Consider the following 22,463-nt stretch of genomic DNA (forward strand, 5'->3'; position numbering starts at 1 on the left):
CCATGGCGATCGACGCAGCGGCCGCGACGGTGGCCGCGCCCGCCCGCCGCCGCGCGGCACAGCGCGACGACCGGCTCGCCTACCTGGATCAGGCGATGTATCTCGGGCTGCGGGCCACGGGTCAGGCAGCGGTGATGCAGTGCGTGTGGATCTACGAGCACCCCGTCGATCTCGACGGCCTCGAGCGGTTCGGCCGCAATTTCGGTCATGGCCTGGCCGGTCGGCGGATCGAGCGTTCGGCACTGCCGTTCGGCAGGCACCGCTGGGTGGCGTCGCCGGGCGTGGCGCCGGGCATCGACGTCGCCGAGAGTCCCCGGCCGCGTGCTGAACTCGGTGACTGGATCGACGAGAGAGCGGTGCTGCCGGTCGATCCCGAGTGGGGACCGGGCTGGCACCTCGGCGTGCTCCCGATGACCGACGGGTCCACGGCGGTCAGCCTCGTCGGGTCCCACTGCCTCGGCGACGGCGGTGGCGCCCTGCTCACGGTGCTCAGCGCCGCCACGGGCAACGTGTACGACTTCGGGTATCCGCCACCGGGATCGCGCACCCGCCGCGAAGCGCTCGCGCAGGATGCCCGCCAGCTGATCCGGGATCTGCCCGAGGTGGGCCGGACCCTCGCCGCTGCCGGAAAATTGGCCCGTCGCAACAGAACCGCGGGCAAGGCGCCGAAGGACCGGCGTACCAAGCGTGCCGTTCACCTCGACAACACCCGGCACGTCGCGGTACCGGCCGTCACGGCCTTCCTCGACATCGCCGACTGGGACGCGCGGGCGAGCGCCCTCGGGGGCAACACCTATTCGCTGCTCGCAGGCTTCGCGGCGCGACTCGCCGAAGCCATGGGCCGCACCGGCGCCGAAGGAAAGGTGCCGCTGATCGTCCCGATCAACGACCGCGCCGACCTGGATGACACGCGCGCCAACGCGGTGAAGCTGGCCAACGTCCGCATCGACCCGTCGGATGTCACGCGCGACCTGTCCCGGGCGCGCGCAGAGCTCAAGCGTTCCCTCGCCGCGCTCGGTGACGAGCCGGACGGTGCCCTGCAACTGCTGCCCCTGGTGCCGTTCCTGCCGAGGCGGGCGGTGAAGGCCGCCGCAGAATCGGCGTTCGGCTTCGCCGACCATCCGGTGTCGTGTTCCAACCTAGGCGACCTGCCCGCCGAGATCGGCCGCGCCGACGGCACGGACGCCGAATACGTGTTCATGCGAGGAGTCGACCAGCACATCACGCTGCGGGTGCTCGAACAGCGGCACGGCCTGCTGACCGTCGTCGGCGCCAGGATCAACGGGCGCATCTCGATCGCCGTCGTCGGCTACCAGGCGGGTGCGCCGAATTCGAAGGCCGGCCTGCGCCGGCTCGTCGAGCACACGCTGTCCGAATTCGGACTCGACGGCGTGGTCTTCTAGATGACCGACCACCGGCTGGCCTACCTCGACCAGGCGACGTTCCTCTCGCAGCAGGCGACCGGCCGCGCGCAGCTCACCCAGTTGGTCTGGCTCTACGAGCATCCGGTGGACCACGCCGGGCTGAAGGCCTTCCACCAGAACTTCGGCTACGGTCTCGCGGGCCGGCGCATCGAGCGGTCGGCCCTGCCCTTCGGCAGGCACCGGTGGGTGAGCTCGACGGGACCTGCCACCGACCTCGCCATCGCCGACGGCGTCCGGCCTCGCTCCGACCTCAGCGACTGGATCGACGAACGCGCCCAGGTGCCGGTCGATCCCGAGTCGGGCCCCGGCTGGCACCTCGGCGTGCTGCCGATGTCCGACGGCTCGACCGCGGTCAGCCTGGTCGGCTCGCACTGCCTGTTCGACGGTGTCGGGGTGCTGCAGACGGTGGCGCAGGCGGCCGACGGCGCGGTGCGCGAACTCGACTACCCGCCACCGGATGCCCGTACCCGCCGGCGCCTGCGCGCGAAGGAGGTCGCGCTGACGGTGCGGGAGCTGGGGCCTGCGGGCCGCGCTCTGCTCGCCGGCGCGAAACTGGCCCTGCGGCGCCGCCGCGACAGCCCGAAGACCCCGGCGTCACCGGCCGGTGAGCATGCGGTGGGCGAGGACACCGTCGTCATCCCGGCGATCTCGGTCTTCGTCGACCTCGCCGACTGGGATCGCGCCGCCGAACAGCTTGGTGGCAACAGTTATTCGATGCTGGCCGGATACGCGGCGGTGCTGGCCGCACGGATCGAGCGCTGCCACGCCGAACATGGGACCGTGGCGCTGCTGATCGCGCTCAGCGACCGCACCGAGCACGACACCCGGGCCAACGCACTGCGATTCGCCCGCGTCGACGTCGATCCGAAGGGGGTCAGCACCGACCTCTCGGCGGCGAGAACGGCGATCCGCGGTGCGCTCGCGACGTTGCGGGAGGTGCCCGACGAGACGTTCGCGCTGCTGCCGCTGACCCCGTTCATCCCGAAACGGGCGGTGCGGGGGATGAGCACCGCGGTGTTCGGCGGCCTGCCGGTGTCGTGCTCGAACGTCGGCGACCTGGATCCGGCGGTGTCGCGCGTCGACGGCACCGACGCCGAGTACTTCCTGTTGCGGCCGGTGGACCAGAATCTCCGCAGGGCCGAGATCGAGCGCGCCGGTGGTCATCTCGTGGTCGTCGCGGGCCGGATAGGCGGCCGGATGAGCATCGGCGTGGTCGCCTACCAGCCCGGGGCGGTCAACACCAAGGCCCGGCTCTCGGCACTGGCCACCGAGGTGCTCGGCGAGTTCAGGCTCGCCGGGGTGGTCGTCTGACCGGTGTGTCACGGCGATCCGCGGCCGCCTCGAGGAGATCGGCTGCCGTGGCGACGCTCTGAGCCGGCGTGGTCATCCGGGCCGCGAAGTCACGCGCGTTGGCCGCGTGGCGAGGCGTCAGCGTGGCGCGCAGACCTTCGCGCAACGAGTCCGTGGTGACCTTCGAGAAGCGCTGAGCCGTACCGACTCCCAGGCGTTTCACCTGTGCCGCCCAGATCGGCTGCTCGGCCCCGATCCACAGGATCATCGTCGGGGCACCGGCGCGCAGGCCTGCCGCCGTCGTGCCCGCACCACCGTGATGGACGACGGCGCGGCACTTCGGGAACACGGCTGCGTGCTTGACCGTCGGCACCACCTTGACGTGATCGGCAGTTGCGGCGCGCAGATCCCAGACCCCCGAGCACACCAGCGCGCGCTCACCGAGGTCGGCACACACCCGGGTGATCATGGCCAGCGCATCCGCCGGCGATTCGACCGGCATGCTGCCGAAACCGAAGTAGATCGGCGGCGTCCCGGCGTCGATCCACGACGATGTGGCGGCGTCGACATCGGTTCCGAGTTCCAGTGTCAGTCCGCCGATCACCGGGCGGATCCCGGCCCACTCCTCGGCCAGGCCGGGGAAGAACAGCGGGTCGTAGGCCTGGATCTCGACCGCGCCGCGCTCGATGATCCTGCGGATCGGGCGCACCCGGGTCGCGGGCAGGCCGAGGGCCCGGCGCTGGGCGTCCTCGGCGGGTTTCACCAGCCGCCAGTGCAGCGACTCCGCGGCCGGCCACACGGCGTGCACCAGCCGGCCGGGCAACCGGACCGGAATGATCTGGGTGTTCGCCCGGAAAGGGAAGTAGTGCAACGCCGCAAGGGGTATGCCGAGGTGTTCCGCGACGTTCGCGGCCACGTCCTCGTAGGTGGTTCCGGTCAGCAGGAGATCGGCGTCATGCGCCAAATCAACCAGGGCATCGCTCATTTCGGACCAGCCCTCGGACATGTACTCCCTGAGCTGGCGCAGCGCCGTCAGCGGGTTGCGCAGACCCCATGATTCGCGGAAGATCTCGGCCTCGAGTTGTTGCTGTGAGTCCACACCGTAGGGCACCGCAACGTCGAGTCCGGTTGCTGCGACGAACCCGACGAGGTTGGGCGGCACCGCGATTCGCACCTGATGTCCCCGGCGTTGCAGTTCGAGTGCGACGGCCGCGCAGGGCTCCACGTCGCCACGGGTCCCGTGGACCGCGATTGCGATTCTCATCGGGCTGCGCGTCCAACGAGCACAGCCGATTACATCACGCGATCCACCGCGGTGGGTGGTCAGCCTCCAGCCGAAAGTCACCGGGGCGCACCGGTCGCAGCCCGTCCCATGTAGCGTTGTGAAATGTTCTTGCGCGCCCCTTCTCGAGGCGTGTTCGAACACGGCGGCCTGCCCGCCCTCGGCCGGTTGATCGTGCGTCATCCGGTGCTGGTGATCGTCGCGTGGGTGGCGACCGCGGTGGTGTTCCTGCTCACCGTGACACCGCTGGCCGTCGTCGCGCAGAAGAACCCGCCGCCCTTCCTGCCGGAACAGTCCCCGGTCCTCATCGCCGGCGAGAAGATGCAGGAGGCCTTCGGCGAGGCCGGGTCGGGCAACGTCGCCGTGGTGGTGCTGAGCAACGAGAGCGGCCTGACGCAGGCCGACGAGGCCGTTTACGCCGACCTCGTCGCGAAGCTCAAGGCGGACACCCCCTGGGTCGAGTCCACGCAGGACTTTCTGGAGACGCCCGAACTGCGCCAGGTGATGACCAGCGAGGACGGCAAGGCCTGGAATCTGCCGATCAGCCTGTCCGGCACGATGGGCACCCCGTCGGGTCAGGAGGCCTACCGCGAGGTCATCGCGCTCGTCAAGGAGACCACCGCCGGGACCACCCTGACCGCGAACGTCGTCGGGGCCGCCGCGACGCTCGACGACATCAACGCGATCGGCGCGCGTGACCAGGTGGTCATCGAGATCTCGACGGTGGTCACCATCCTGATCATCCTGACGCTGGTGTATCGCAACCTGGTGGCGATGCTGATGCCGGTGCTCACCATCGGCGTCTCGCTGGTGGTGGCCCAGCAGGTGGTCGCCGCGCTCGGCGAGGTGGGGCTGGGGCTCGGCCCGCAGACCCTGGTGCTGATGACCGGGATGATCATGGGCGCGGGCATCGACTACGCGGTGTTCCTGTTCAGCCGGTACCAGGAGCTGGTCAGGTCGGGCATGGAGTCCGACGACGCGCTGGTCGAGGCGCTCCGGTCGATCGGCGAGGTGATCGCCGGTTCGGCCGGGACGGTCGCGCTGACCTTCCTCGCACTCTCCTTCGCCACGCTCGGTGTCTTCTGGACCGTGGGACCGGCGCTGGCCGTCACCATCGCGATCGGGTTCCTGGCGTCGATCACGCTGTTGCCCGCGCAGATCGTGCTCGCCGGCAGGCGGGGCTGGGTCAAGCCGCGGCGCGATGACCGCACCCGGCGGTTCTGGCGGCGGACCGGGGTGCAGATCGTCCGCAAGCCGGTCATCCACCTGACTGCCAGCCTGGCGGTGCTGATGGTGTTCGCCGGGTGCACGGCCTTCGCCAAGTTCAACTTCGACGACCGGCAGAGCCTGCCCGCCGACGCCGAGAGCAACCTCGGATACGAGGCGATGACCAAGCACTTCCCGATCAGCACGACGCTGCAGCAGTTCATCCTCATCCGGTCGCCCGACCAGGACCTGCGAACCCCGCAGGCGCTGGCCGACATGGAACAGATGGCCGCACGGATCGCCCAGCTCCCGGACATCGACATGGTGCGGGGCATCACCCGACCGTCGGGCGAGATGCTCGAACAGGCACGGGCCACCTACCAGGCCGGGGAGGTCGGCGGGAAGCTCCGCGAGGCCTCCACCACGATCACCGACAACGACGGCAACCTCACCACCCTCACCGACGGCGCCGATCAGCTGGCCGACGTCCTCGACCAGATGCGCAACGGCGTCGTCGGCGCGCTGGGCAGCATCCGCGGACTGGCCGGCGCGCTGGACGAGATGGGCAGCACCGAGGGCGGCGGCAGCACACTCGACGAGATCGACAAGGCGGCCACGCTCGTGGGCAGCATGCAGGGCCTCGGGGACTCGCTGCGCGACAGCGTCACCCGGATGAACGACCTCTACGCCTGGGCGACGCCCGTGGTGAACGGCCTGAACCGGAGCATTGCGTGCAACGTCGATCCCGCGTGCGTCGCCGCCCGCAACGACCTGCGGCGCATCGTCGACGCGCGCAACGACGCCGCGCTCGACAGCCTCGGCGCGCTCAGCGCGCAGCTGGAGTCCACCAGCGGGACCGACACCGTCGACGAGACGCTGAAGGGCCTCAGCGAGAACCTGACCCGTGCCACCCAGGCCGCCCGGGAACTCGGCCTCGGCGAACCGGGGGAGGCGGAGACGCGGCTGAACGACCTGCTGAACGGCGCGAACACTCTTGCCGACTCGAGCCGCAGACTCGCCGACGGCGTGCGGCTGCTGGTCGACCAGACCCGTCAGATGGGCGGGGGACTGGACCAGGCGTCGTCGTTCCTGCTGGCGATGCGCAGCGACGCGGCGGAACCGCCGATGTCGGGTTTCTACATCCCGCCGGAGGTACTCACCCAGGCCGAGTTCGAGAAGGCCGCCAAGCTCTTCGTCTCCGAGGACGGCCGGACGGCGCGCTATCTGGTGCAGACCGCGCTGAACCCGTTCGGAACCGAGGCGATGGACCAGGTGGCGGAGATCCTCGCCGCGGCCGAGAGCGCACGCCCGAACACGACGCTGGCCGGGGCCGACATCGAGATGGTGGGGTTCTCTCCGGTCAACCGCGACGTGCAGCACTACTACAACGGCGATTTCCGCTTCATCGTGGTCGTCACACTGGTCGTGGTCTTCCTCATCCTCGCGCTGCTGCTGCGGGCGATCGTGGCGCCGATCTACCTGGTGGCCACGGTGATCCTGTCCTACGCCTCCGCGCTCGGCATCGGCGTCGTGCTGTTCCAGTTCATCCTCGGCCAGGAATTGCACTGGAGCATCCCGGGTCTGGCGTTCCTGGTGCTCGTCGCGGTGGGCGCCGACTACAACCTGTTGCTGATATCCCGGATCCGTGACGAGTCGTGGCGCGGGGTGCGCTCAGGGGTGATCCGCACCGTCGGCGCGACCGGCGGCGTCATCACCTCTGCCGGCCTGATCTTCGCCGCGTCGATGCTGGCTCTGACCGTCAGCAGCATCACCACGATCGTCCAGATGGGCTTCGTGATCGGCGTCGGACTGCTGCTCGACACGTTCGTGGTGCGCACCGTCACCGTTCCCGCGTTGTGTGTGCTGGTGGGCAACGCGAACTGGTGGCCGTCGGCGCGGCCCACCGAGAAGCCGCATGAGATATCACACAGACCGCGACCGAAGAAACGTCCGACAGCGACCCCGGCTCGACCGGATCCGGCCGGCGAGCACGACGACGACTGTGGCGACTGCGAATTCGCGGTCGCCGCCCAGGCGGCCGACCGGGTGGCCGAAGCCTGGACCGGCAGGCCCTAAGCCGGGCCGCCGGACTCCGCGGCCGCGCGGTAGCGCCGGACCGCCAGCGGACCGAACACCGCCAGGAGCACGACGAGCCAGGCAACGGCCGCGAGGAACGAGGCGCCGGCAGGCTCGCCCTCGGCCAGCGCGCGCATCGACTCCACGACGGGGGTCAGCGGCTGCACCCGCAGCGCGGGCTGCAACCACTCGGGGAACAGCTCGATGGGCGCCACGCCGCCGGTGCAGAACGCCATGCCGATGGACGCCGCACCGAGCACGGTGAGCAGAGCGGTGCTGCGGGACCGCACCGCGACGGCGATCACCAGGGTGGCGAAGACGGCGACCACGAGCACCGGGATGAGCAGGAACGGGACCACCGCCAGCCAGCTGCCCTGGAACCGCAGTCCGAGCAGGAGCCCGACCAGCAGGATGACGCTGCCCGCACCGAGGGTCCGGACGGCCTCGGCGAGCACGCTGCCCGCCACGAAGCTGCGCCGGTCGACCGGCAGCACCCAGAAGCGGCTCAGCAGGCCGCTGTCCCGTTCGTACGGCAGCTGCAGACCCGCCCCGACCGCGCCCATCATCGCGCCGGCCACGGTGCACATCGGTACCAGGGCGGTCAGGTTGTCGCCACCGGTCAGGCGCACCATCGACGTGCTGACCACCAGGTAGTAGATGAGCAACAACACGGTGGGCAGCAGCAGCGACTGCAGCGGGACCATCGGGTGGCGCCGCCAGTGCGTCAGCATGCGCCCGGCGACGATCACCGTCGCCATCGGGAACGAGATGCGGTGGCCGGTGGCCGTCGGACTGCTCACCGCGGCCTCCGCTGCATGCGCACCGCGATCGCGCCGAGTGTCACCAGCAGGCCGAGGCACCACGCCGCGGTGAGCGCCAGACCGCCCGTGCCGACGTCGCCGCCGGCCAGGCCGCGCATGGTGTCGGTGATCTGGGACACGGGCTGGTGCACAACGAACGGCCGCACCCAGCCGGGGAACGACTCGGCGGGCGCCAGACCCGTGGACACCAGCACCAGCACCAGCTGCGGGACCAGCAGCAGCTGACCGGCTCCCGGGCGGCGCATCCATGTCCCGGCCGCATCGGCGCCCAGCGACAGCGCCAGCGTCAGCACCAGGGGGCACAGCAGGAACGCGACCGCCGGGCCGGGACCGCCGGTGAACCGGAAGCCCAGCGCGAACGCGGTCGCCATCGCCGCGGCGAGCGCCAGCACACCGCGGATCATGCAGTAGTTCATCCTGGCGATCATCGGGGCCAGCACGGTGATCGGCTGGGTGCGGAGCCGCGTCGAGAACCCCGATGCCTGTTCCCAGGCCGCCCGGTCGGCGGTCGTGACGGCGCCGAGGAGCATGGCCTGCAGGATGACGGCGGGCAGCACGTAGGTGGCGTAACTCATGTCGCCGGTGTCGATCACGTGCTGCAGCGCCACGTTGAGTCCCAACAGCGTCACCACCGGCGCGAGAACACCCAGCGCCAGGTCGAAGTCGCGAACCGCGACCTGGACGGTCCGCTCGGTCAGCGCGGCGATCGCCGTCATCGGCTCAGCGCCGCCCGGGTCATGTGCAGGAAGACCTCATCGAGCGTCGGCTTGCGCAGGGAGATGTCGATCAGCTCCACGCGCAGCTCGTCGGTGCGGCGGCACACCTCGCTCAACGTCGCGACGCCGCCGAGCGCGCGGACCGAGACGGTGTTGGCGTCCTCGTCGGTGTCGATCTCGTCGATGTCGCCCAGCACGGCGCACACGCGTGCCATGTCGGCGGCGTGCACGAGGGTGACCTGGCAGTAGCTGCCACCGGCCCGCTGCTTCAACTCCTCGGCGGTGCCGCGGGCGACCACCCGCCCCGAGTCGAGGATCACGATGGCGTCACTGAGCACATCGGCCTCTTCGAGGTACTGCGTGGTCAGCAGCACCGTGACGTCCTGCGCGGCCAGCGACGACACCAGCGTCCACACCTGCCTGCGGCTGCGCGGGTCGAGCCCGGTGGTGGGTTCGTCGAGGAAGAGCACCTTCGGCGGCACCACCAGCGCCGCGGCGATGTCGATGCGGCGGCGCATCCCGCCCGAATAGGTCTGCACGGGACGGTCGGCCGCCGACTCGAGGTCGAACTGGTCGATGAGTTCGTCGGCCCGCAGCAGCGCGGCCCTGCGCCGCAGCCCCTGCAGCCGGCCGAACAGGGTGAGGTTCTCCCGCCCGGTCAGCAGCAGATCGAGGCAGGCGTCCTGGCCGGTCACCCCGATGCTCTCGCGCACCTGCGCGGCCTGTTCGACGACGTCGTAGCCGGCCACCCGTGCGTGCCCCGATGTCGGCGAGACCAACGTCGACAGGATCTGGACGGTCGTCGTCTTGCCGGCACCGTTGTGGCCGAGCAGCGCCAGCACCGAACCGGTCGGCACCGAGAAGCTGACGTCCTCCAGCGCGGTCAAGCCGGGATAGGTCTTGGTCAGGCCGCTGCACTCGATCATCGGGTGCTCAGCCTCCGATGCGGGCCAGGCCGTTGCCGAGGTACTGCTCGGCACACTTCTGCCTGCGGATCTTCCCGCTCGTCGTGGTCGGCAGCGAGCCCCGCGACACCGGCACCAGGTCGGCGACGGTGAGGCCGTGGGTGTTCGCGACGGCGGCGGTCACCTCGTTCACCACCGAATCGAGCCGCTGTTGCGCCTCGGCGGCGCCGCCCGGGTCCTTCACCTCCGCCACGATCACCAGCTGCTCGGTCCCGTTCTGCTCCACCGCAATCGCCGCGACCCGGCCACCCGAGACGGCGCTCACGGTGGCTTCGATGTCATCGGGGTAGTGGTTGCGCCCGCGCACGATCAGCAGGTCCTTGAGGCGGCCGACGATGAACAGTTCGCCTTCGGAGATGAAGCCGAGGTCCCCGGTGCGCAGCCACCCCTCGGCCGGCGTGCCCGCGCTCGGCTGCTCGATCCGGCCGCCGAAGGTGTGTGCGGTCGCGTCGGGCTTGTTCCAGTAGCCCAGGCAGACGTTCTCGCCGCGCGTCCAGATCTCGCCGACGGCGCCCGCTTCGCACTCGCGTGCGGACTCCGGGTCGACGATGCGCACCGCCGGCGAGTCGGGGGTGCCGTAACTGATCAGGCGGGTGCCGGCCGGGCTGCGTTCGGCGATGCCGTCGGACAGCTTGTCGGCGTCGAACGCGACGACGGTCGGCGGAGCGCCCGGGGCGTCGGTCGCCACGTACAGCGTCGCCTCGGCCAGGCCGTAGGACGGCCGGATCACGTTGTCCGGCAACCCGTGCTGGGCGAACCGCCGGGTGAACCGGTCGACCGTGGCGGGGTGGACCCGTTCGGCCCCACTCATGATGGCCAGCACGTCGGTCAGGTCGGCGCCGGCGAGGTCGGCGTCGGTGGTGCGGGCGGCGGCCAGGTCGAAGGCGAAGTTCGGAGCGGCGCTGAGCGCGCGCTGGTGGCTGCCGAGCTGCTGCATCCAGCGGGCGGGCCGGGTGAGGAACGCGACGGGGCTGGTGAACACGGTCTCCCAGCCGCCGAGGATGGGTGTGCAGATGCCGAGCAGCAGGCCCATGTCGTGATAGAAGGGCAGCCACGACACGACGGTGGTGCCCGCCGGTGCGACCCCGCCGTGGTGGGCGAAGAAGTACGTGGTCATCTGCTCGAAGTTGGTGGACAGATTGCCGTGCGACACGATCACACCTGCGGGGGTGCGGGTCGAGCCCGAGGTGTACTGCAGGTACGCCACCTCCGGACGAGCCTCGCGGCGACGATCCGGGCGCCGCCTGGCGTCCAGGTCGATGGTGTCCAGCTCGATGATCGTCGGCTCCGGGCCGTCGATGTCCTTCACGCACTGCCGGACCCCGTCGACGGCAGTCGAGGTCGTCAGGATGATCCGGGGTCGCGCGTCGGCGAGGACGGCCTTCACGCGTTCGTCGCCTGCGGCCGACGGCATCGGCGGCGACAGCGGGACCGCGATCAGGTTCGCCTCGAGCGCGGCGAGGAAGCCGGTCACGTACTCCATGCCCTGCGGGGCGGTGATCACCACACGGTCGCCGACCTCCGCGCAGGCCCGGAGCTGGTCGGCGAGGTTGACCGTCCGGCGATGGAGTCCCGCCCATGTCACGCTGTCCGGAACGCCTTCAGGGTCCTTGTCGAAGTCCAGATAGGTGAAGGCGACGTCGTGGGGTTGCAGGCTCGCGCGCTCCCTCAGGACAGCAGGGATGGACGACTCGATCACATGTTCCCCCTCCGTGAACGCGCTCGAAATATTCGCGTTTGCAAAGTTTAGGCTAGGTTCTGCGCCCGCCGACCGCGTCCCTCGGGCGGTGTGACGCGGGCAAACGGTTGGCGTCCCCGGCGCGCCTGCGACTACCCTTGACGGGCTCACGATGATTCGTGTGCACCCCGCCATGTCAGCGAACCCCGCTTAGGAGCAGCCGTGATCACCGCAACGGACCTCGAGGTCCGCGCCGGGGCGCGCACCCTGCTCTCCATCGAAGGATCCGCGCTGCGGATCCAGCCCGGCGACCGGATCGGCCTGGTCGGCCGCAACGGCGCAGGCAAGACCACCACCATGCGCATCCTGGCCGGGGAGGGCGAGCCGTACGCCGGTTCCGTCGTCCGCAGCGGCGAGGTCGGCTACCTGCCCCAGGATCCGCGCGAGGGCGACCTCGACATGCTGGCGCGCGACCGGGTGCTCTCGGCGCGCGGACTGGACACCTTGCTGTCCGAGCTGGAGAAGCAACAGGTCCTGATGGCCGAGGTCGCCGACGACGCCACCCGGGACAAGGCGGTACGCCGCTACGGCGTGCTCGAGGAGCGGTTCGCCGCGCTGGGCGGCTACGCCGCCGAGAGCGAGGCGGGCCGGATTTGCGCCAGCCTCGGTCTGCCCGAGCGCATCCTCACCCAACCGCTGCGGACGCTGTCCGGCGGCCAGCGCCGTCGCGTGGAACTGGCCCGCATCCTGTTCGCCGCGTCGGACACGGGGTCGGGTTCGGACACCACCCTGCTGCTCGACGAGCCGACCAACCACCTCGACGCCGACTCGATCGGCTGGTTGCGCAGCTTCCTGCAGAACCATGCCGGCGGGCTGGTGGTGATCAGCCACGACGTGGACCTGCTGGCCGACGTCGTCAACCGGGTGTGGTTCCTCGACGCCGTACGTGGCGAGGCCGACGTCTACAACATGGGCTGGCAGAAGTACCTCGACGCCCGCGCGACCGACGAGCAACGCCGGCGCCGGGAACGGGCGAACGCCGAGAAGAAGGCGTCCGCGCTGCGCACCCAGGCCGCCAAGATGGGCGCCAAGGCCACCAAAGCCGTTGCCGCACAGAACATGTTGCGGCGCGCCGAGCGGATGATCGCCGAGCTCGACGATGAGCGGGTTGCCGACAAGGTCGCCAAGATCCGGTTCCCGACGCCTGCGGTCTGCGGCCGGACGCCGTTGGTGGCCAAGGGTCTCACCAAGACCTACGGCTCGCTGGAGATCTTCACCGGTGTCGACCTGGCGATCGACAAGGGCTCGCGCGTCGTCGTACTCGGACTCAACGGTGCGGGCAAGACGACACTGCTGCGGATCCTGGCCGGGGTGGAGAAGGCCGACGCCGGCGCCATCGAACCCGGTCACGGTCTGCGGATGGGGTACTTCGCCCAGGAGCACGACACCATCGACGGCAACGCCACGGTGTGGGAGAACATCCGCCACGCCGCACCCGACACCGGCGAGCAGGATCTGCGCAGCCTGCTCGGGGCGTTCATGTTCACCGGTCCGCAGCTCGATCAGTTCGCGGGCACCCTGTCCGGCGGTGAGAAGACCCGCCTGGCGCTGGCCGGGTTGGTGGCGTCGACGGCCAACGTGCTGCTGCTCGACGAGCCGACCAACAACCTCGATCCGGCGTCTCGAGAGCAGGTTCTCGACGCGCTGCGCAGCTATCAGGGTGCAGTTGTCCTCGTCACCCACGATCCGGGAGCGGCCGAAGCACTCGACCCGCAGCGGGTGGTGCTGCTGCCCGACGGCACCGAGGACTTCTGGTCCGACGAGTACCGCGATCTCATCGAACTGGCGTAGCCAGAAAGCGAACCCTTTGTGGAATTTGCCCCGCCGCTTGGTTGACAGTTCCTAACCTGGGTACTCGTCGGGACAGTCGGGGCAGATACGGCGGGGAGATGTCGATGAAAGATGCCAACAAGTCCCGGGAGCAGTTGCTGACGGAACTTCGGAGGGCTTACGAGAGCGGAGCGAGCATTCGCTCTCTGGTGGCCACCACGGGCCGGTCCTACGGGTCGGTGCACAGCATGCTGCGCGAGGCGGGGGTCACCATGCGCAGCAGGGGCGGGCCGAATCACCGGACCCGCCGGGCTAGTTGACCTGGCGGACGGACGCCTCGACGAGGTCGAGGACCGCACTGAGTTTCTCCGGATCGTCACCGGAGGCGAGACGCGCGACGATGCCGTCGAGCACCAGATCCAGGTACATGTGCAGCACCTCGCTGGGAACGTCGTCGCGCAACCGCCCGGCCTGCTTCTGACGGCGCAGCCGGGCGGTGATCGCGGTCGTCAACTCGGCGGACCGCTCCGACCAGCCGCGGTGGAACGCCGGATCGTTGCGGAGTTTGCGGGCGATCTCCAGCCGGGTGGCCAGCCAGTCGAATTGTTCGGGCGCCGCCAGTAAGTCGCGCATCACCTGGATGAGGCCTTCGCGCGAGGCCACCTCGGCCATCCGCTCGGCATCCTCACGGGCCAGTTCGAAGAACAGCGTGTCCTTGTCCCGGAAGTGATGGAAGATCGCGCCGCGCGACAGCCCGATGGTTTGTTCGAGCCGCCGCACGGTCGCGTTCTCGTATCCGTTCTCGGCGAAGCACCGTCGAGCGCCGTCGAGGATCTGGCGGCGGCGTGCCGCCAGATGGTCGTCGGTTACCCGCGGCAAGGGTCAACTCCTCGTGCAGCGCTCGCCGGCACGTGCTACTTGGACCGCAGCATGTTGCGCAGCACGTACTGCAGGATGCCGCCGTTGCGGTAGTAGTCCGCCTCCCCGGGGGTGTCGATGCGCACCACGGCGTCGAACTCGATCGGATCGCCACCGTCCTTGGTGGCCTTGACGTGCACGGTCTTGGGCGTCTTGCCCTCGTTGAGGTCCTCGATCCCGGTGATGTCGAAGGTCTCGGTGCCGTCCAGCTTCAGCGACGCCGCCGATTCGCCCTCCGGGAACTGCAGCGGGATCACGCCCATGCCGATCAGGTTCGACCGGTGGATGCGCTCGAAGGACTCGACGATCACCGCGCGCACCCCGAGCAGCGAGGTGCCCTTGGCCGCCCAGTCCCGCGACGACCCCGACCCGTACTCCTTGCCGCCCAGCACGACCAGGGGAGTGCCCTGCTCCGCGTAGTTCTGCGCGGCGTCGTAGATGAACGCCTGCGGCGCGTCATCCTGGGTGAAGTCGCGGGTGTAGCCGCCCGACACATCGTCGAGCAACTGGTTCTTCAGCCGGATGTTGGCGAAGGTGCCGCGGATCATCACCTCGTGGTTGCCGCGGCGCGACCCGTAGGAGTTGTAGTCCTTCTTGTCCACGCCGTGTTCGTCGAGGTACTGCGCCGCAGGGGTGCCGGGCTTGATGCTGCCCGCCGGCGAGATGTGGTCGGTGGTCACCGAGTCACCCAGCAGCGCGAGGACACGGGCGCCGCTGATGTCGGTGACCGGCTCGGGCTCGGCGGGCATCCCGTCGAAGTACGGAGGCTTGCGCACGTACGTCGAATCCTGATCCCAGTCGAACGTGTCACCGCTGGGGGTGGGCAGGTTGCGCCACCGCTCGTCGCCCTTGAACACGTCGGCGTAGTTCTTGACGAACATCTCGGTGTTGATCGCCGAGGCGATGGTGTCGGTGATGTCCTGCTGCGACGGCCAGATGTCCTTGAGGAACACCTCGTTGCCGTCGTCGTCCTTGCCGAGGGCCTCGGACTCGAAGTCGAAGTCCATGGTGCCCGCAAGCGCGTAGGCGATAACCAGCGGCGGTGACGCGAGGTAGTTCATCTTCACGTCGGGATTGATGCGGCCCTCGAAGTTGCGGTTGCCGGACAGCACCGCGGTGACCGAGAGGTCATTGTCGTTGATGGCCTTGCTGGTCTCCTCGGGCAGCGGGCCCGAGTTGCCGATGCACGTGGTGCAGCCGTACCCGACCAGGAAGAAGCCCAGCTTCTCCAGGTAGGGCCACAGGCCGGCCTTGTCGTAGTAGTCGGTGACCACCTGCGAGCCGGGAGCCATGGTGGTCTTCACCCACGGCTTGGACGTCAGGCCCTTGTCGACGGCGTTCTTGGCCAGCAGTGCCGCCCCGATCATCACCTCGGGGTTCGAGGTGTTGGTGCACGAGGTGATCGCCGCGATCACCACCGCGCCGTGGTCGAGGACGAATTCGCCGAGCTCGTCGGACTTCACGGTGATCGGGTTGGTCGGCCTGCCCTCGGCGCCGTTGGCCGCGGAGACCACGTCGACGGCGTCCTCTTCGGCGAACGACAGCGACACGGGGTCGCTGCCCGGGAACGTCTCCTCGACCGCCTCGTCGATGTTGGAGTGCGCGGCGGAGTTGCCGTTCTCCACGTAGTTGTGGATGTCCTTGCGGAACGCCGACTTCGCGTCGTCGAGGGCGATGCGGTCCTGCGGGCGCTTCGGCCCGGCGATCGAGGGCACCACGTCGGCCAGGTCGAGCTCCAGGTATTCGGAGAACTTCGGCTCGCGCGACGGGTCGTGCCACATGCCCTGCTCTTTGGCGTAAGCCTCGACCAGTGCCAGCTTCTCCTCGCTGCGACCGGTCATCCGCAGGTAATCGATGGTCACCTCGTCGATCGGGAAAATCGCTGCGGTGGAACCGAACTCAGGGCTCATGTTGCCCAGCGTGGCCCGGTTGGCCAGCGGCACCTCGGCGACGCCCTCGCCGTAGAACTCGACGAACTTGCCGACCACGCCGTGCTTGCGCAGCATCTCGGTGACCGTGAGCACCACGTCGGTGGCCGTCACGCCGGGGCGACGCTCGCCGGACAGCTTGAATCCGACGACGCGGGGGATGAGCATCGACACCGGCTGGCCCAGCATCGCGGCCTCGGCCTCGATGCCGCCGACGCCCCAGCCCAGCACGCCGACGCCGTTCTCCATCGTGGTGTGGCTGTCGGTGCCCACGCAGGTGTCGGGGTAGGCCACCCCGTCACGCTCCATGACGACACTCGCCAGGTACTCGATGTTGACCTGGTGGACGATGCCGGTGCCGGGCGGGACGACCTTGAAGTCGTCGAAGGCGCCCTGCCCCCAGCGCAGGAACTGGTAGCGCTCGCCGTTGCGCTCGTACTCGATCTCCACGTTGCGCTCGAAGGCGTTCGCGGTGCCGAACAGGTCGGCGATCACCGAGTGGTCGATCACCAGGTCGGCCGGCGCCAGCGGATTGACCTGCTGGGGGTCGCCGCCCAGGTCGCCGACGGCCTCGCGCATGGTGGCCAGGTCGACGATGCAGGGCACGCCGGTGAAGTCCTGCATGATGACGCGCGCCGGGGTGAACTGGATCTCGATGCTGGGATCGGCCTCCGGGTCCCACTTCGCGATCGCCTCGATGTGGTCCTTGGTGATGTTCGTGCCGTCCTCGGTGCGCAGCAGGTTCTCCGCGAGCACCTTGAGGCTGTAGGGCAGCTTGTCGGTGCCCTCCACCGCGTCGAGGCGGTAGATCTCGTAGTTTTTGTCCCCGACTTTCAGCGTGTCGCGGGCTCCGAACGAATTCTCCGAATCCTTGCTGCTCACTTCAACTCCCGGCTGTCAACGTGCCGCGACGGGCTGTGTCGGCGGCGTTTCGATTCTAACAGTACGCTTGTCCTGCAAAGAACCCAAGGGGGTGTCACCCAGTCTTGTCGCCCCCGGTGGCGCGTGCCACCGGACGGATACCCACGCACGGGGGAGGAGATTCCCGCTCCTGCCCGCCGGATCCTTTCCCGGGTCGCTCCGCTCCTGCCCGCCGGAGCGATTGGGTACCTTCCTCCTGTGACCGGACCGCACGTGCCGCCGTTCCTGCCCGCATTCGTCCCGCGGGAGCTGTGTGACACCGTCGGCGTCGACCCCGCCCAGCCCGGCGCTCCCGCCACGTGCGTGGACATCGTCCGCGCCGACGTGGACGGCGACGGCGTGAGTGCCCGCGGCGCCTCGCCGGAGCAGGTCGCCGCGCTGCAACAGGTGGTCGCCGACGCCCGCGACGACGGCATCGACCTCAAGATCGTCGTCATGAACCGCGACCCCGCGATCGACACCCCGCTGCGCGACGTCGCGACCGAGGTCGGCGAGGCATACCCGGATTCGACCGTGCTGGTCCTCAGCCCCTCCCACGCCGGCACGTACAGCACGACCTTCGACCGGGCAACCCTCGAGGCGGGCCAGGACCTCGCCAAGACCGGCGACCCGGTGCAGTCGTCCGCCAATTTCGTCAGCCAGTTGGAAACCGGGGATTTCCCCTGGACGGCATTGACCATTGTGCTCGTCGTCGGGGTCCTCGTGGCGACCGTGGCCACCCGGTTGCTGCAGATACGCGGCAAACGCGCTCATGCCGACAAGACCGCCGAAAGCGCTGTCCCGCAAGTTTGATGGTGTCGCCGCGCTAACGGCGGCAAATTACAAACATCACAATTCGGTCACGCCTATTTCAATTACAAGCTTGTAATTTGTGACTTAAGTTTCTTTGGCGTCCATTGTGACGTACGGTGCGTTCGGTGCCTATTGATGCAGTTGTGCAGGATGTGACTGGTGCGATCAGAGGTGCCGCTGTGACTGCGTATCGCCGCGCATCCTTGATCTCGAGGAGACCTGAGTCGACATGAGACCCTTCTCTCGCGCCTCGGCGTACCGGATCTGCGCACTGCCCCTCGCCGCGGGCATGCTGCTCGCCACCGCACTGTGGAGCGGCCCGGTGGCCGCGGCGGACCCCAACGGCGCCGCCGGAGTCGCCGGCCTGGTGGCCGCGGTCGCCAACGCCGACCAGGAACTGCAGGAACTCGGCGCCGCCGTGCAGACCCAGCAGGAGAGCGTCAACAAGGCGATCGTCGAGGTCTCGGCCGCCCGCGACGCGGCCGCCGCTGCCCAGCGCGACGTCGAGGCCAGCCGCACCGGCATAGAGGACGCCAACATCGCCATCGCCGCTGCCCAGCAACGCTTCGACACCTTCGCGGCCGCCACCTACGTCAACGGCCCGTCGAGCTCCTATCTGACCGCATCCGACCCGGCCGACGTCATCTCCACCGCCGCCACCGGCCAGGCGCTGTCGACCAGTTCGCAGCAGGTGCTCGCGAATCTGCAGCGGGCCCGCACCGAGCAGGTGAACAAGGAGTCGGCGGCACGGCTGGCCAAGCAGAAGGCCGACGAGGCCGCGACCGCCGCGCAGACCAGCCAGGACGCCGCAGTGGCGGCGCTGACGCAGGCGCAGAGCACCTTCGGATCGCAGCAGGCGGAGCTGACCCGGCTCACCGCCGAGCGCGGTGCGGCCCAGGCGCGGCTCGAGCAGGCCAGGGCGGCGAATCCGGGTCCGGCGCCCGCGGGCACGCCCGCCCCGCTCGCCAGGACCGCCGATCCCGCGGGCAACTGGGACCGCGCCGCAGCGGCGGCACCCGGAGGCGCGAACTGGGACACCCAATGGGACCCCACCCTGCCTGCGATCCCCAGCGCGTTCGTCAGCGGCGACCCGATCGCGATCATCAACACGGTGCTCGGTATCGGGTCGACCTCGGCTCAGCTCACCCAGCAGATGGGCCGCGGCTTCCTGCAGAAGATGGGCCTGCTGCCCACGCCCTCCGGCTACACCAACGGGGCGATCCCGCGCGTCTACGGCAGGCAGGCCACCGAGTACGTCATCAAACGCATGGGGTCGCAGATGGGCGTGCCCTACTCGTGGGGCGGCGGCAACGCCAACGGCCCGAGCCGTGGCATCGACTCCGGTGCGGGCACCGTGGGGTTCGACTGCTCCGGACTGATGCTGTACGGCTTCGCCGGTGTCGGCATCAAGCTCGACCACTACTCGGGTTCGCAGTACAACGCGGGCCGAAAGGTCCCGTCATCGCAGATGCGCCGAGGCGACATGATCTTCTACGGACCCAACGCCAGCCAGCACGTGGCGATGTACCTCGGCAACGGCCAGATGCTGGAGGCGCCCTACACGGGTTCCCATGTCAAGGTCTCGGCGGTCCGGACGAGCGGTATGACGCCCTACGTGACGCGCCTCATCGAGTGGTGAACCGGGTGAAATTGTTCTTCCGCAATACTTTCGGCTGCGCAAAAGGCCTCGCCGTGTTCATCGCGGCCCTCGCGCTGGCACTCGGGCTCGCGTTGCCCGCCGCCGCCGCGCCCGACGACGGCCAGTGGGATCCCACGCTGCCCAAGCTGATCAGCGCCGGCGCGCCCGGTGACCCGCTCGCCATCGCCAACGCCTCGCTGGCGGCCACCGCGCAGGCCACCGAGGTCACCATGGGCCTTGGCAAGAAGTTCCTGCAGAACATCGGACTGGCACCGAAGGACGCCGTACCCGCCGGTGTCGCGCCCGGCGTGGTGCGCGGCCCGCAGGCCGTCGAGTACGTCATCCGCCGCGGCGCCTCCCAGATGGGCGTGCCCTACTCGTGGGGCGGTGGCAAGCCCAACGGCCCCAGCCGGGGCATCGACTCCGGCGCGAACACCGTCGGCTACGACTGCTCGGGATTCACCCAGTTCTCGTTCGCCGGGGTCGGCGTGCTGATCCCGAAGTACTCCGGCGACCAGTACGACGCCGGCCGCAAGGTGCCGCTGGCCCAGGGCAAGCGGGGCGATCTGTTGTTCTGGGGGCCCGGAGGCAGCCAGCACGTGGCCATCTACCTCGGCGGCGGGCAGATGCTCGAGGCGTCGGGCAGCGCGGGCAAAGTGACCGTGAGCCCGCTGCGCAAATCCGGTCTGCAGCCCTACGTCGCGCGGATCATTGAGTACTGAGCGCAACCTGAGGGCAGCCTGAGGCATCGTGGGCGACGTCGACGGATTCCTGACTGCCTGGAATAGTTGACGGCGGGCACCTGACCGGCCCGGCAGAATGCGTGTTGACGCAGTGAGAACGGCGTCGTGACCAGACAGCACATTGGGAGGATCTTGATGACGTCACCGAGTGGTCCGCCGCAGGGCGCCGGAGCGCACCCCGGCTCGGCCCCGGCGCAGGGTTACGCTCCCGCCCCGACCGGAACCCAGCCCCCCGCGCCGCCCGGACACAACGGCGGCCTCCAGGGCGAGGTGCACACGCTGGAACGGGCCATCTTCGAGGTCAAGCGGATCATCGTCGGCCAGGACCGGCTCGTCGAGCGGATGCTCGTCGGTCTGCTCGCCAAGGGTCACGTGTTGCTCGAGGGTGTTCCCGGCGTCGCCAAGACCCTCGCGGTGGAGACCTTCGCCAAGGTCGTCGGCGGCACCTTCGCGCGCATCCAGTTCACCCCCGACCTGGTGCCCACCGACATCGTCGGCACCCGGATCTACCGCGTGGGCAAAGAGGAGTTCGACATCGAACTCGGCCCCGTCGTGGTGAACTTCCTGCTGGCCGACGAGATCAACCGCGCGCCCGCCAAGGTGCAGTCCGCGCTGCTCGAGGTGATGGCCGAGCGCAAGATCTCCATCGGCGGCAAGACCTTCCCGCTGCCCAACCCGTTCCTGGTGATGGCCACGCAGAACCCCATCGAGCAGGAGGGCGTCTACGCACTGCCCGAGGCGCAGCGCGACCGGTTCCTGTTCAAGCTGAACATCGACTACCCCACGCCGGAGGAAGAGCGGGAGATCATCTACCGGATGGGCGTGAAGCCCCCGGAGCCCAAGCAGATCCTCAACCCCGGTGACCTGATCCGCCTGCAGGACGTGGCCGCCAACACCTTCGTGCACCACGCGCTGGTCGACTACGTCGTGCGGATCGTCACCGCCACCCGTGAGCCGGAGAAGTTCGGCATGCCCGACGCCAAGGCCTGGATCGCCTACGGCGCCTCGCCGCGCGCATCGCTGGGCATCATCGCCGCGTCGCGGGCACTCGCGCTGATCCGCGGTCGCGACTACGTCGTCCCGCAGGACGTCGTCGAGGTCATCCCCGACGTGCTGCGGCACCGCCTCGTGCTGACCTACGACGCGCTCGCCGACGAGGTCTCCGCCGAGACGGTGATCAACCGCATCATGCAGACCGTGGCGCTGCCCCAGGTGAACGCCATTCCGCAGCAAGGCCATTCGGTGCCGACTGCCGTACCCGCCGCAGCGGCCAGCGGTCGGTGACCGGCGACGAAGGCCGTTCGGTCGACCCGCCGTCCCTGCAGCGGGGCCAGATCCGCGATCCCGCGCTGTCGGCGGCGCTGCGCAAGCTCGAGCTGACCGTCCGGCGCAAGCTCGACGGGGTGCTGCACGGCGACCATCTCGGGCTGATCCCGGGACCCGGCTCCGAGCCGGGCGAATCGCGGGTCTACCAGCCCGGCGACGACGTGCGCCGGATGGACTGGTCGGTGACCGCCCGCACCAACGCGCCGCACGTCCGGCAGATGATCGCCGACCGCGAGCTGGAGACGTGGCTGGTGGTGGACGTGTCCGCCAGCCTCGACTTCGGCACGGCCCGTTGCGAGAAGCGCGATCTCGCCGTCGCCGCCGCGGCCGCCATCGCGTTCCTCAACAGTGGCGGCGGCAACCGGCTTGGCGCCGTCATCTCCAACGGCGACACCGTGCGCCGGGTGCCGGCCCTGTCGGGCCGCATCCACGAGCAGGAGCTGCTGCGGGCGATCGCGACCACGCCGCGGGCGCCGGTCGGTGTGCGCGGCGACCTGGCCGCCTCGATCGACGCGCTGCGCCGTCCGGAACGGCGGCGGGGGATGGCCGTGATCATCAGTGACTTCCTCGGCCCGATCGACTGGATGCGGCCGCTGCGGGCCATCGCGGGCCGCCACGAGGTGCTCGGCATCGAAGTGCTCGACCCGCGCGACGTCGAACTGCCCGAGGTGGGTGACGTGATCCTGCAGGACACCGAGACCGGCGTCACCCGCGAATTCACCATCGACCATCAGCTGCGCAGTGACTTCGAGCAGGCCGCGGCGGCCCACCGCGCGGAGGTCGCCCGGACGCTGCGCCGCTGCAACGCGCCGCTGCTCACCCTGCGCACCGACCGGGACTGGATCGCCGACGTGGTCCGCTTCGTCGCGAACCGGCGACGCGGCGCGCTGGCGGGCCGGTAAACACGA

The 22,463-nt window shown here is 69.5% G+C and carries 17 protein-coding genes; 10 read left to right on the forward strand and 7 right to left on the reverse strand.

Annotated features, from left to right (window positions below; genetic code table 11):
* Positions 1 to 2 precede the first annotated feature (2 nt).
* Both H7I41_RS17355 and H7I41_RS17360 read left to right on the forward strand, forming a co-directional pair.
* The gene (locus tag H7I41_RS17355) at positions 3 to 1,403 is read left to right on the forward strand and encodes a hypothetical protein (RefSeq protein WP_264013840.1); all 1,401 of its coding nucleotides are present in this window, start codon (positions 3 to 5) and stop codon (positions 1,401 to 1,403) included.
* Positions 1,404 to 2,735 carry a hypothetical protein gene (locus H7I41_RS17360; protein ID WP_264013841.1) on the forward strand — a complete coding sequence of 444 codons (1,332 nt, stop codon included), beginning with the start codon at positions 1,404 to 1,406 and terminating at the stop codon, positions 2,733 to 2,735. It abuts the gene before it with no gap.
* Here H7I41_RS17360 and H7I41_RS17365 read toward each other — a convergent pair.
* A complete protein-coding gene (locus tag H7I41_RS17365) occupies positions 2,710 to 3,978 on the reverse strand; it encodes a glycosyltransferase (RefSeq protein ID WP_264013842.1) in 1,269 nt (422 codons plus the stop codon). The genes H7I41_RS17360 and H7I41_RS17365 overlap by 26 nt on opposite strands.
* A gap of 123 nt (positions 3,979 to 4,101) precedes the next feature.
* On the opposite strand from H7I41_RS17365, the gene H7I41_RS17370 reads away from it, so the two are divergent.
* The gene (locus H7I41_RS17370) at positions 4,102 to 7,278 is read left to right on the forward strand and encodes an MMPL/RND family transporter (RefSeq protein WP_264013843.1); all 3,177 of its coding nucleotides are present in this window, start codon (positions 4,102 to 4,104) and stop codon (positions 7,276 to 7,278) included.
* Here H7I41_RS17370 and H7I41_RS17375 read toward each other — a convergent pair.
* Genes H7I41_RS17375 through H7I41_RS17390 form a run of 4 tightly spaced genes read right to left on the reverse strand, consistent with a single transcriptional unit; the run spans position 7,275 to position 11,479 of the window.
* Entirely contained in the window at positions 7,275 to 8,078 is an 804-nt protein-coding gene (locus H7I41_RS17375; protein WP_264013844.1) for an ABC transporter permease, read from the reverse strand. The genes H7I41_RS17370 and H7I41_RS17375 overlap by 4 nt on opposite strands.
* Positions 8,075 to 8,815 (reverse strand): ABC transporter permease, encoded by a 741-nt coding sequence (locus H7I41_RS17380; RefSeq protein WP_264013845.1) that lies wholly within the window; start codon positions 8,813 to 8,815, stop codon positions 8,075 to 8,077. The genes H7I41_RS17375 and H7I41_RS17380 overlap by 4 nt, the downstream gene beginning before the upstream one ends.
* Entirely contained in the window at positions 8,812 to 9,741 is a 930-nt protein-coding gene (locus tag H7I41_RS17385) for an efflux ABC transporter ATPase subunit, DrrA-related (RefSeq protein WP_264013846.1), read from the reverse strand. The genes H7I41_RS17380 and H7I41_RS17385 overlap by 4 nt, the downstream gene beginning before the upstream one ends.
* Positions 9,742 to 9,748: 7 nt before the next feature.
* The gene (locus H7I41_RS17390) at positions 9,749 to 11,479 is read right to left on the reverse strand and encodes an AMP-binding protein (protein ID WP_264013847.1); all 1,731 of its coding nucleotides are present in this window, start codon (positions 11,477 to 11,479) and stop codon (positions 9,749 to 9,751) included.
* A 201-nt stretch (positions 11,480 to 11,680) separates the two neighbouring features.
* Here H7I41_RS17390 and H7I41_RS17395 point away from each other — a divergent pair, with 201 nt between their 5' ends.
* On the forward strand, positions 11,681 to 13,309 hold the full coding sequence (locus H7I41_RS17395; protein WP_264013848.1) for an ABC-F family ATP-binding cassette domain-containing protein: 1,629 nt from the start codon (positions 11,681 to 11,683) through the stop codon (positions 13,307 to 13,309).
* A 104-nt stretch (positions 13,310 to 13,413) separates the two neighbouring features.
* Positions 13,414 to 13,608, forward strand: coding sequence for a helix-turn-helix domain-containing protein (locus tag H7I41_RS17400; protein WP_264013849.1), 195 nt, complete (start codon positions 13,414 to 13,416; stop codon positions 13,606 to 13,608).
* Here H7I41_RS17400 and H7I41_RS17405 read toward each other — a convergent pair.
* Entirely contained in the window at positions 13,601 to 14,167 is a 567-nt protein-coding gene (locus tag H7I41_RS17405) for a TetR/AcrR family transcriptional regulator (RefSeq protein WP_264013850.1), read from the reverse strand. The genes H7I41_RS17400 and H7I41_RS17405 overlap by 8 nt on opposite strands.
* Before the next feature lie 35 nt (positions 14,168 to 14,202).
* Positions 14,203 to 17,016, reverse strand: a complete 2,814-nt coding sequence (locus H7I41_RS17410; protein ID WP_264013851.1) for an aconitate hydratase — start codon at positions 17,014 to 17,016, stop codon at positions 14,203 to 14,205.
* Positions 17,017 to 17,253: 237 nt separating this feature from the next.
* Between H7I41_RS17410 and H7I41_RS17415 the strand changes: the two genes are divergently transcribed.
* The 5 genes from H7I41_RS17415 to H7I41_RS17435 all read left to right on the forward strand — a co-directional run bounded on the left by H7I41_RS17415 (position 17,254) and on the right by H7I41_RS17435 (position 22,457).
* Positions 17,254 to 17,847: an Rv1476 family membrane protein gene (locus H7I41_RS17415; protein ID WP_264013852.1), complete on the forward strand. Its 594-nt coding sequence runs from the start codon at positions 17,254 to 17,256 to the stop codon at positions 17,845 to 17,847.
* A gap of 229 nt (positions 17,848 to 18,076) precedes the next feature.
* On the forward strand, positions 18,077 to 19,486 hold the full coding sequence (ripA, locus tag H7I41_RS17420; protein ID WP_264013853.1) for an NlpC/P60 family peptidoglycan endopeptidase RipA: 1,410 nt from the start codon (positions 18,077 to 18,079) through the stop codon (positions 19,484 to 19,486).
* 53 nt (positions 19,487 to 19,539) lie between these two features.
* The gene (gene ripB, locus H7I41_RS17425; protein WP_264013854.1) at positions 19,540 to 20,208 is read left to right on the forward strand and encodes an NlpC/P60 family peptidoglycan endopeptidase RipB; all 669 of its coding nucleotides are present in this window, start codon (positions 19,540 to 19,542) and stop codon (positions 20,206 to 20,208) included.
* A gap of 156 nt (positions 20,209 to 20,364) precedes the next feature.
* The gene (moxR1, locus tag H7I41_RS17430; protein ID WP_264013855.1) at positions 20,365 to 21,513 is read left to right on the forward strand and encodes a chaperone MoxR1; all 1,149 of its coding nucleotides are present in this window, start codon (positions 20,365 to 20,367) and stop codon (positions 21,511 to 21,513) included.
* Positions 21,510 to 22,457: a DUF58 domain-containing protein gene (locus tag H7I41_RS17435; RefSeq protein WP_264013856.1), complete on the forward strand. Its 948-nt coding sequence runs from the start codon at positions 21,510 to 21,512 to the stop codon at positions 22,455 to 22,457. Before moxR1 ends, H7I41_RS17435 begins: the two co-directional genes overlap by 4 nt.
* Positions 22,458 to 22,463: the final 6 nt, after the last annotated feature.

This window comes from [Mycobacterium] manitobense (assembly GCF_025821665.1).
Lineage (GTDB): Bacteria > Actinomycetota > Actinomycetes > Mycobacteriales > Mycobacteriaceae > Mycobacterium > Mycobacterium arseniciresistens.

Bases quoted from the DNA above. Each gene is read 5' to 3' on its own strand.
- H7I41_RS17355 (WP_264013840.1), top strand. From the start codon at position 3: ATGGCGATCGACGCAGCGGCCGCGACGGTGGCCGCGCCCGCCCGCCGC.
- H7I41_RS17370 (WP_264013843.1), top strand. From the start codon at position 4,102: ATGTTCTTGCGCGCCCCTTCTCGAGGCGTGTTCGAACACGGCGGCCTG.
- ripA (WP_264013853.1), top strand. From the start codon at position 18,077: ATGAGACCCTTCTCTCGCGCCTCGGCGTACCGGATCTGCGCACTGCCC.
- H7I41_RS17380 (WP_264013845.1), bottom strand. From the start codon at position 8,815: ATGACGGCGATCGCCGCGCTGACCGAGCGGACCGTCCAGGTCGCGGTT.
- H7I41_RS17400 (WP_264013849.1), top strand. From the start codon at position 13,414: ATGAAAGATGCCAACAAGTCCCGGGAGCAGTTGCTGACGGAACTTCGG.
- moxR1 (WP_264013855.1), top strand. From the start codon at position 20,365: ATGACGTCACCGAGTGGTCCGCCGCAGGGCGCCGGAGCGCACCCCGGC.
- H7I41_RS17365 (WP_264013842.1), bottom strand. From the start codon at position 3,978: ATGAGAATCGCAATCGCGGTCCACGGGACCCGTGGCGACGTGGAGCCC.
- H7I41_RS17360 (WP_264013841.1), top strand. From the start codon at position 1,404: ATGACCGACCACCGGCTGGCCTACCTCGACCAGGCGACGTTCCTCTCG.
- H7I41_RS17385 (WP_264013846.1), bottom strand. From the start codon at position 9,741: ATGATCGAGTGCAGCGGCCTGACCAAGACCTATCCCGGCTTGACCGCG.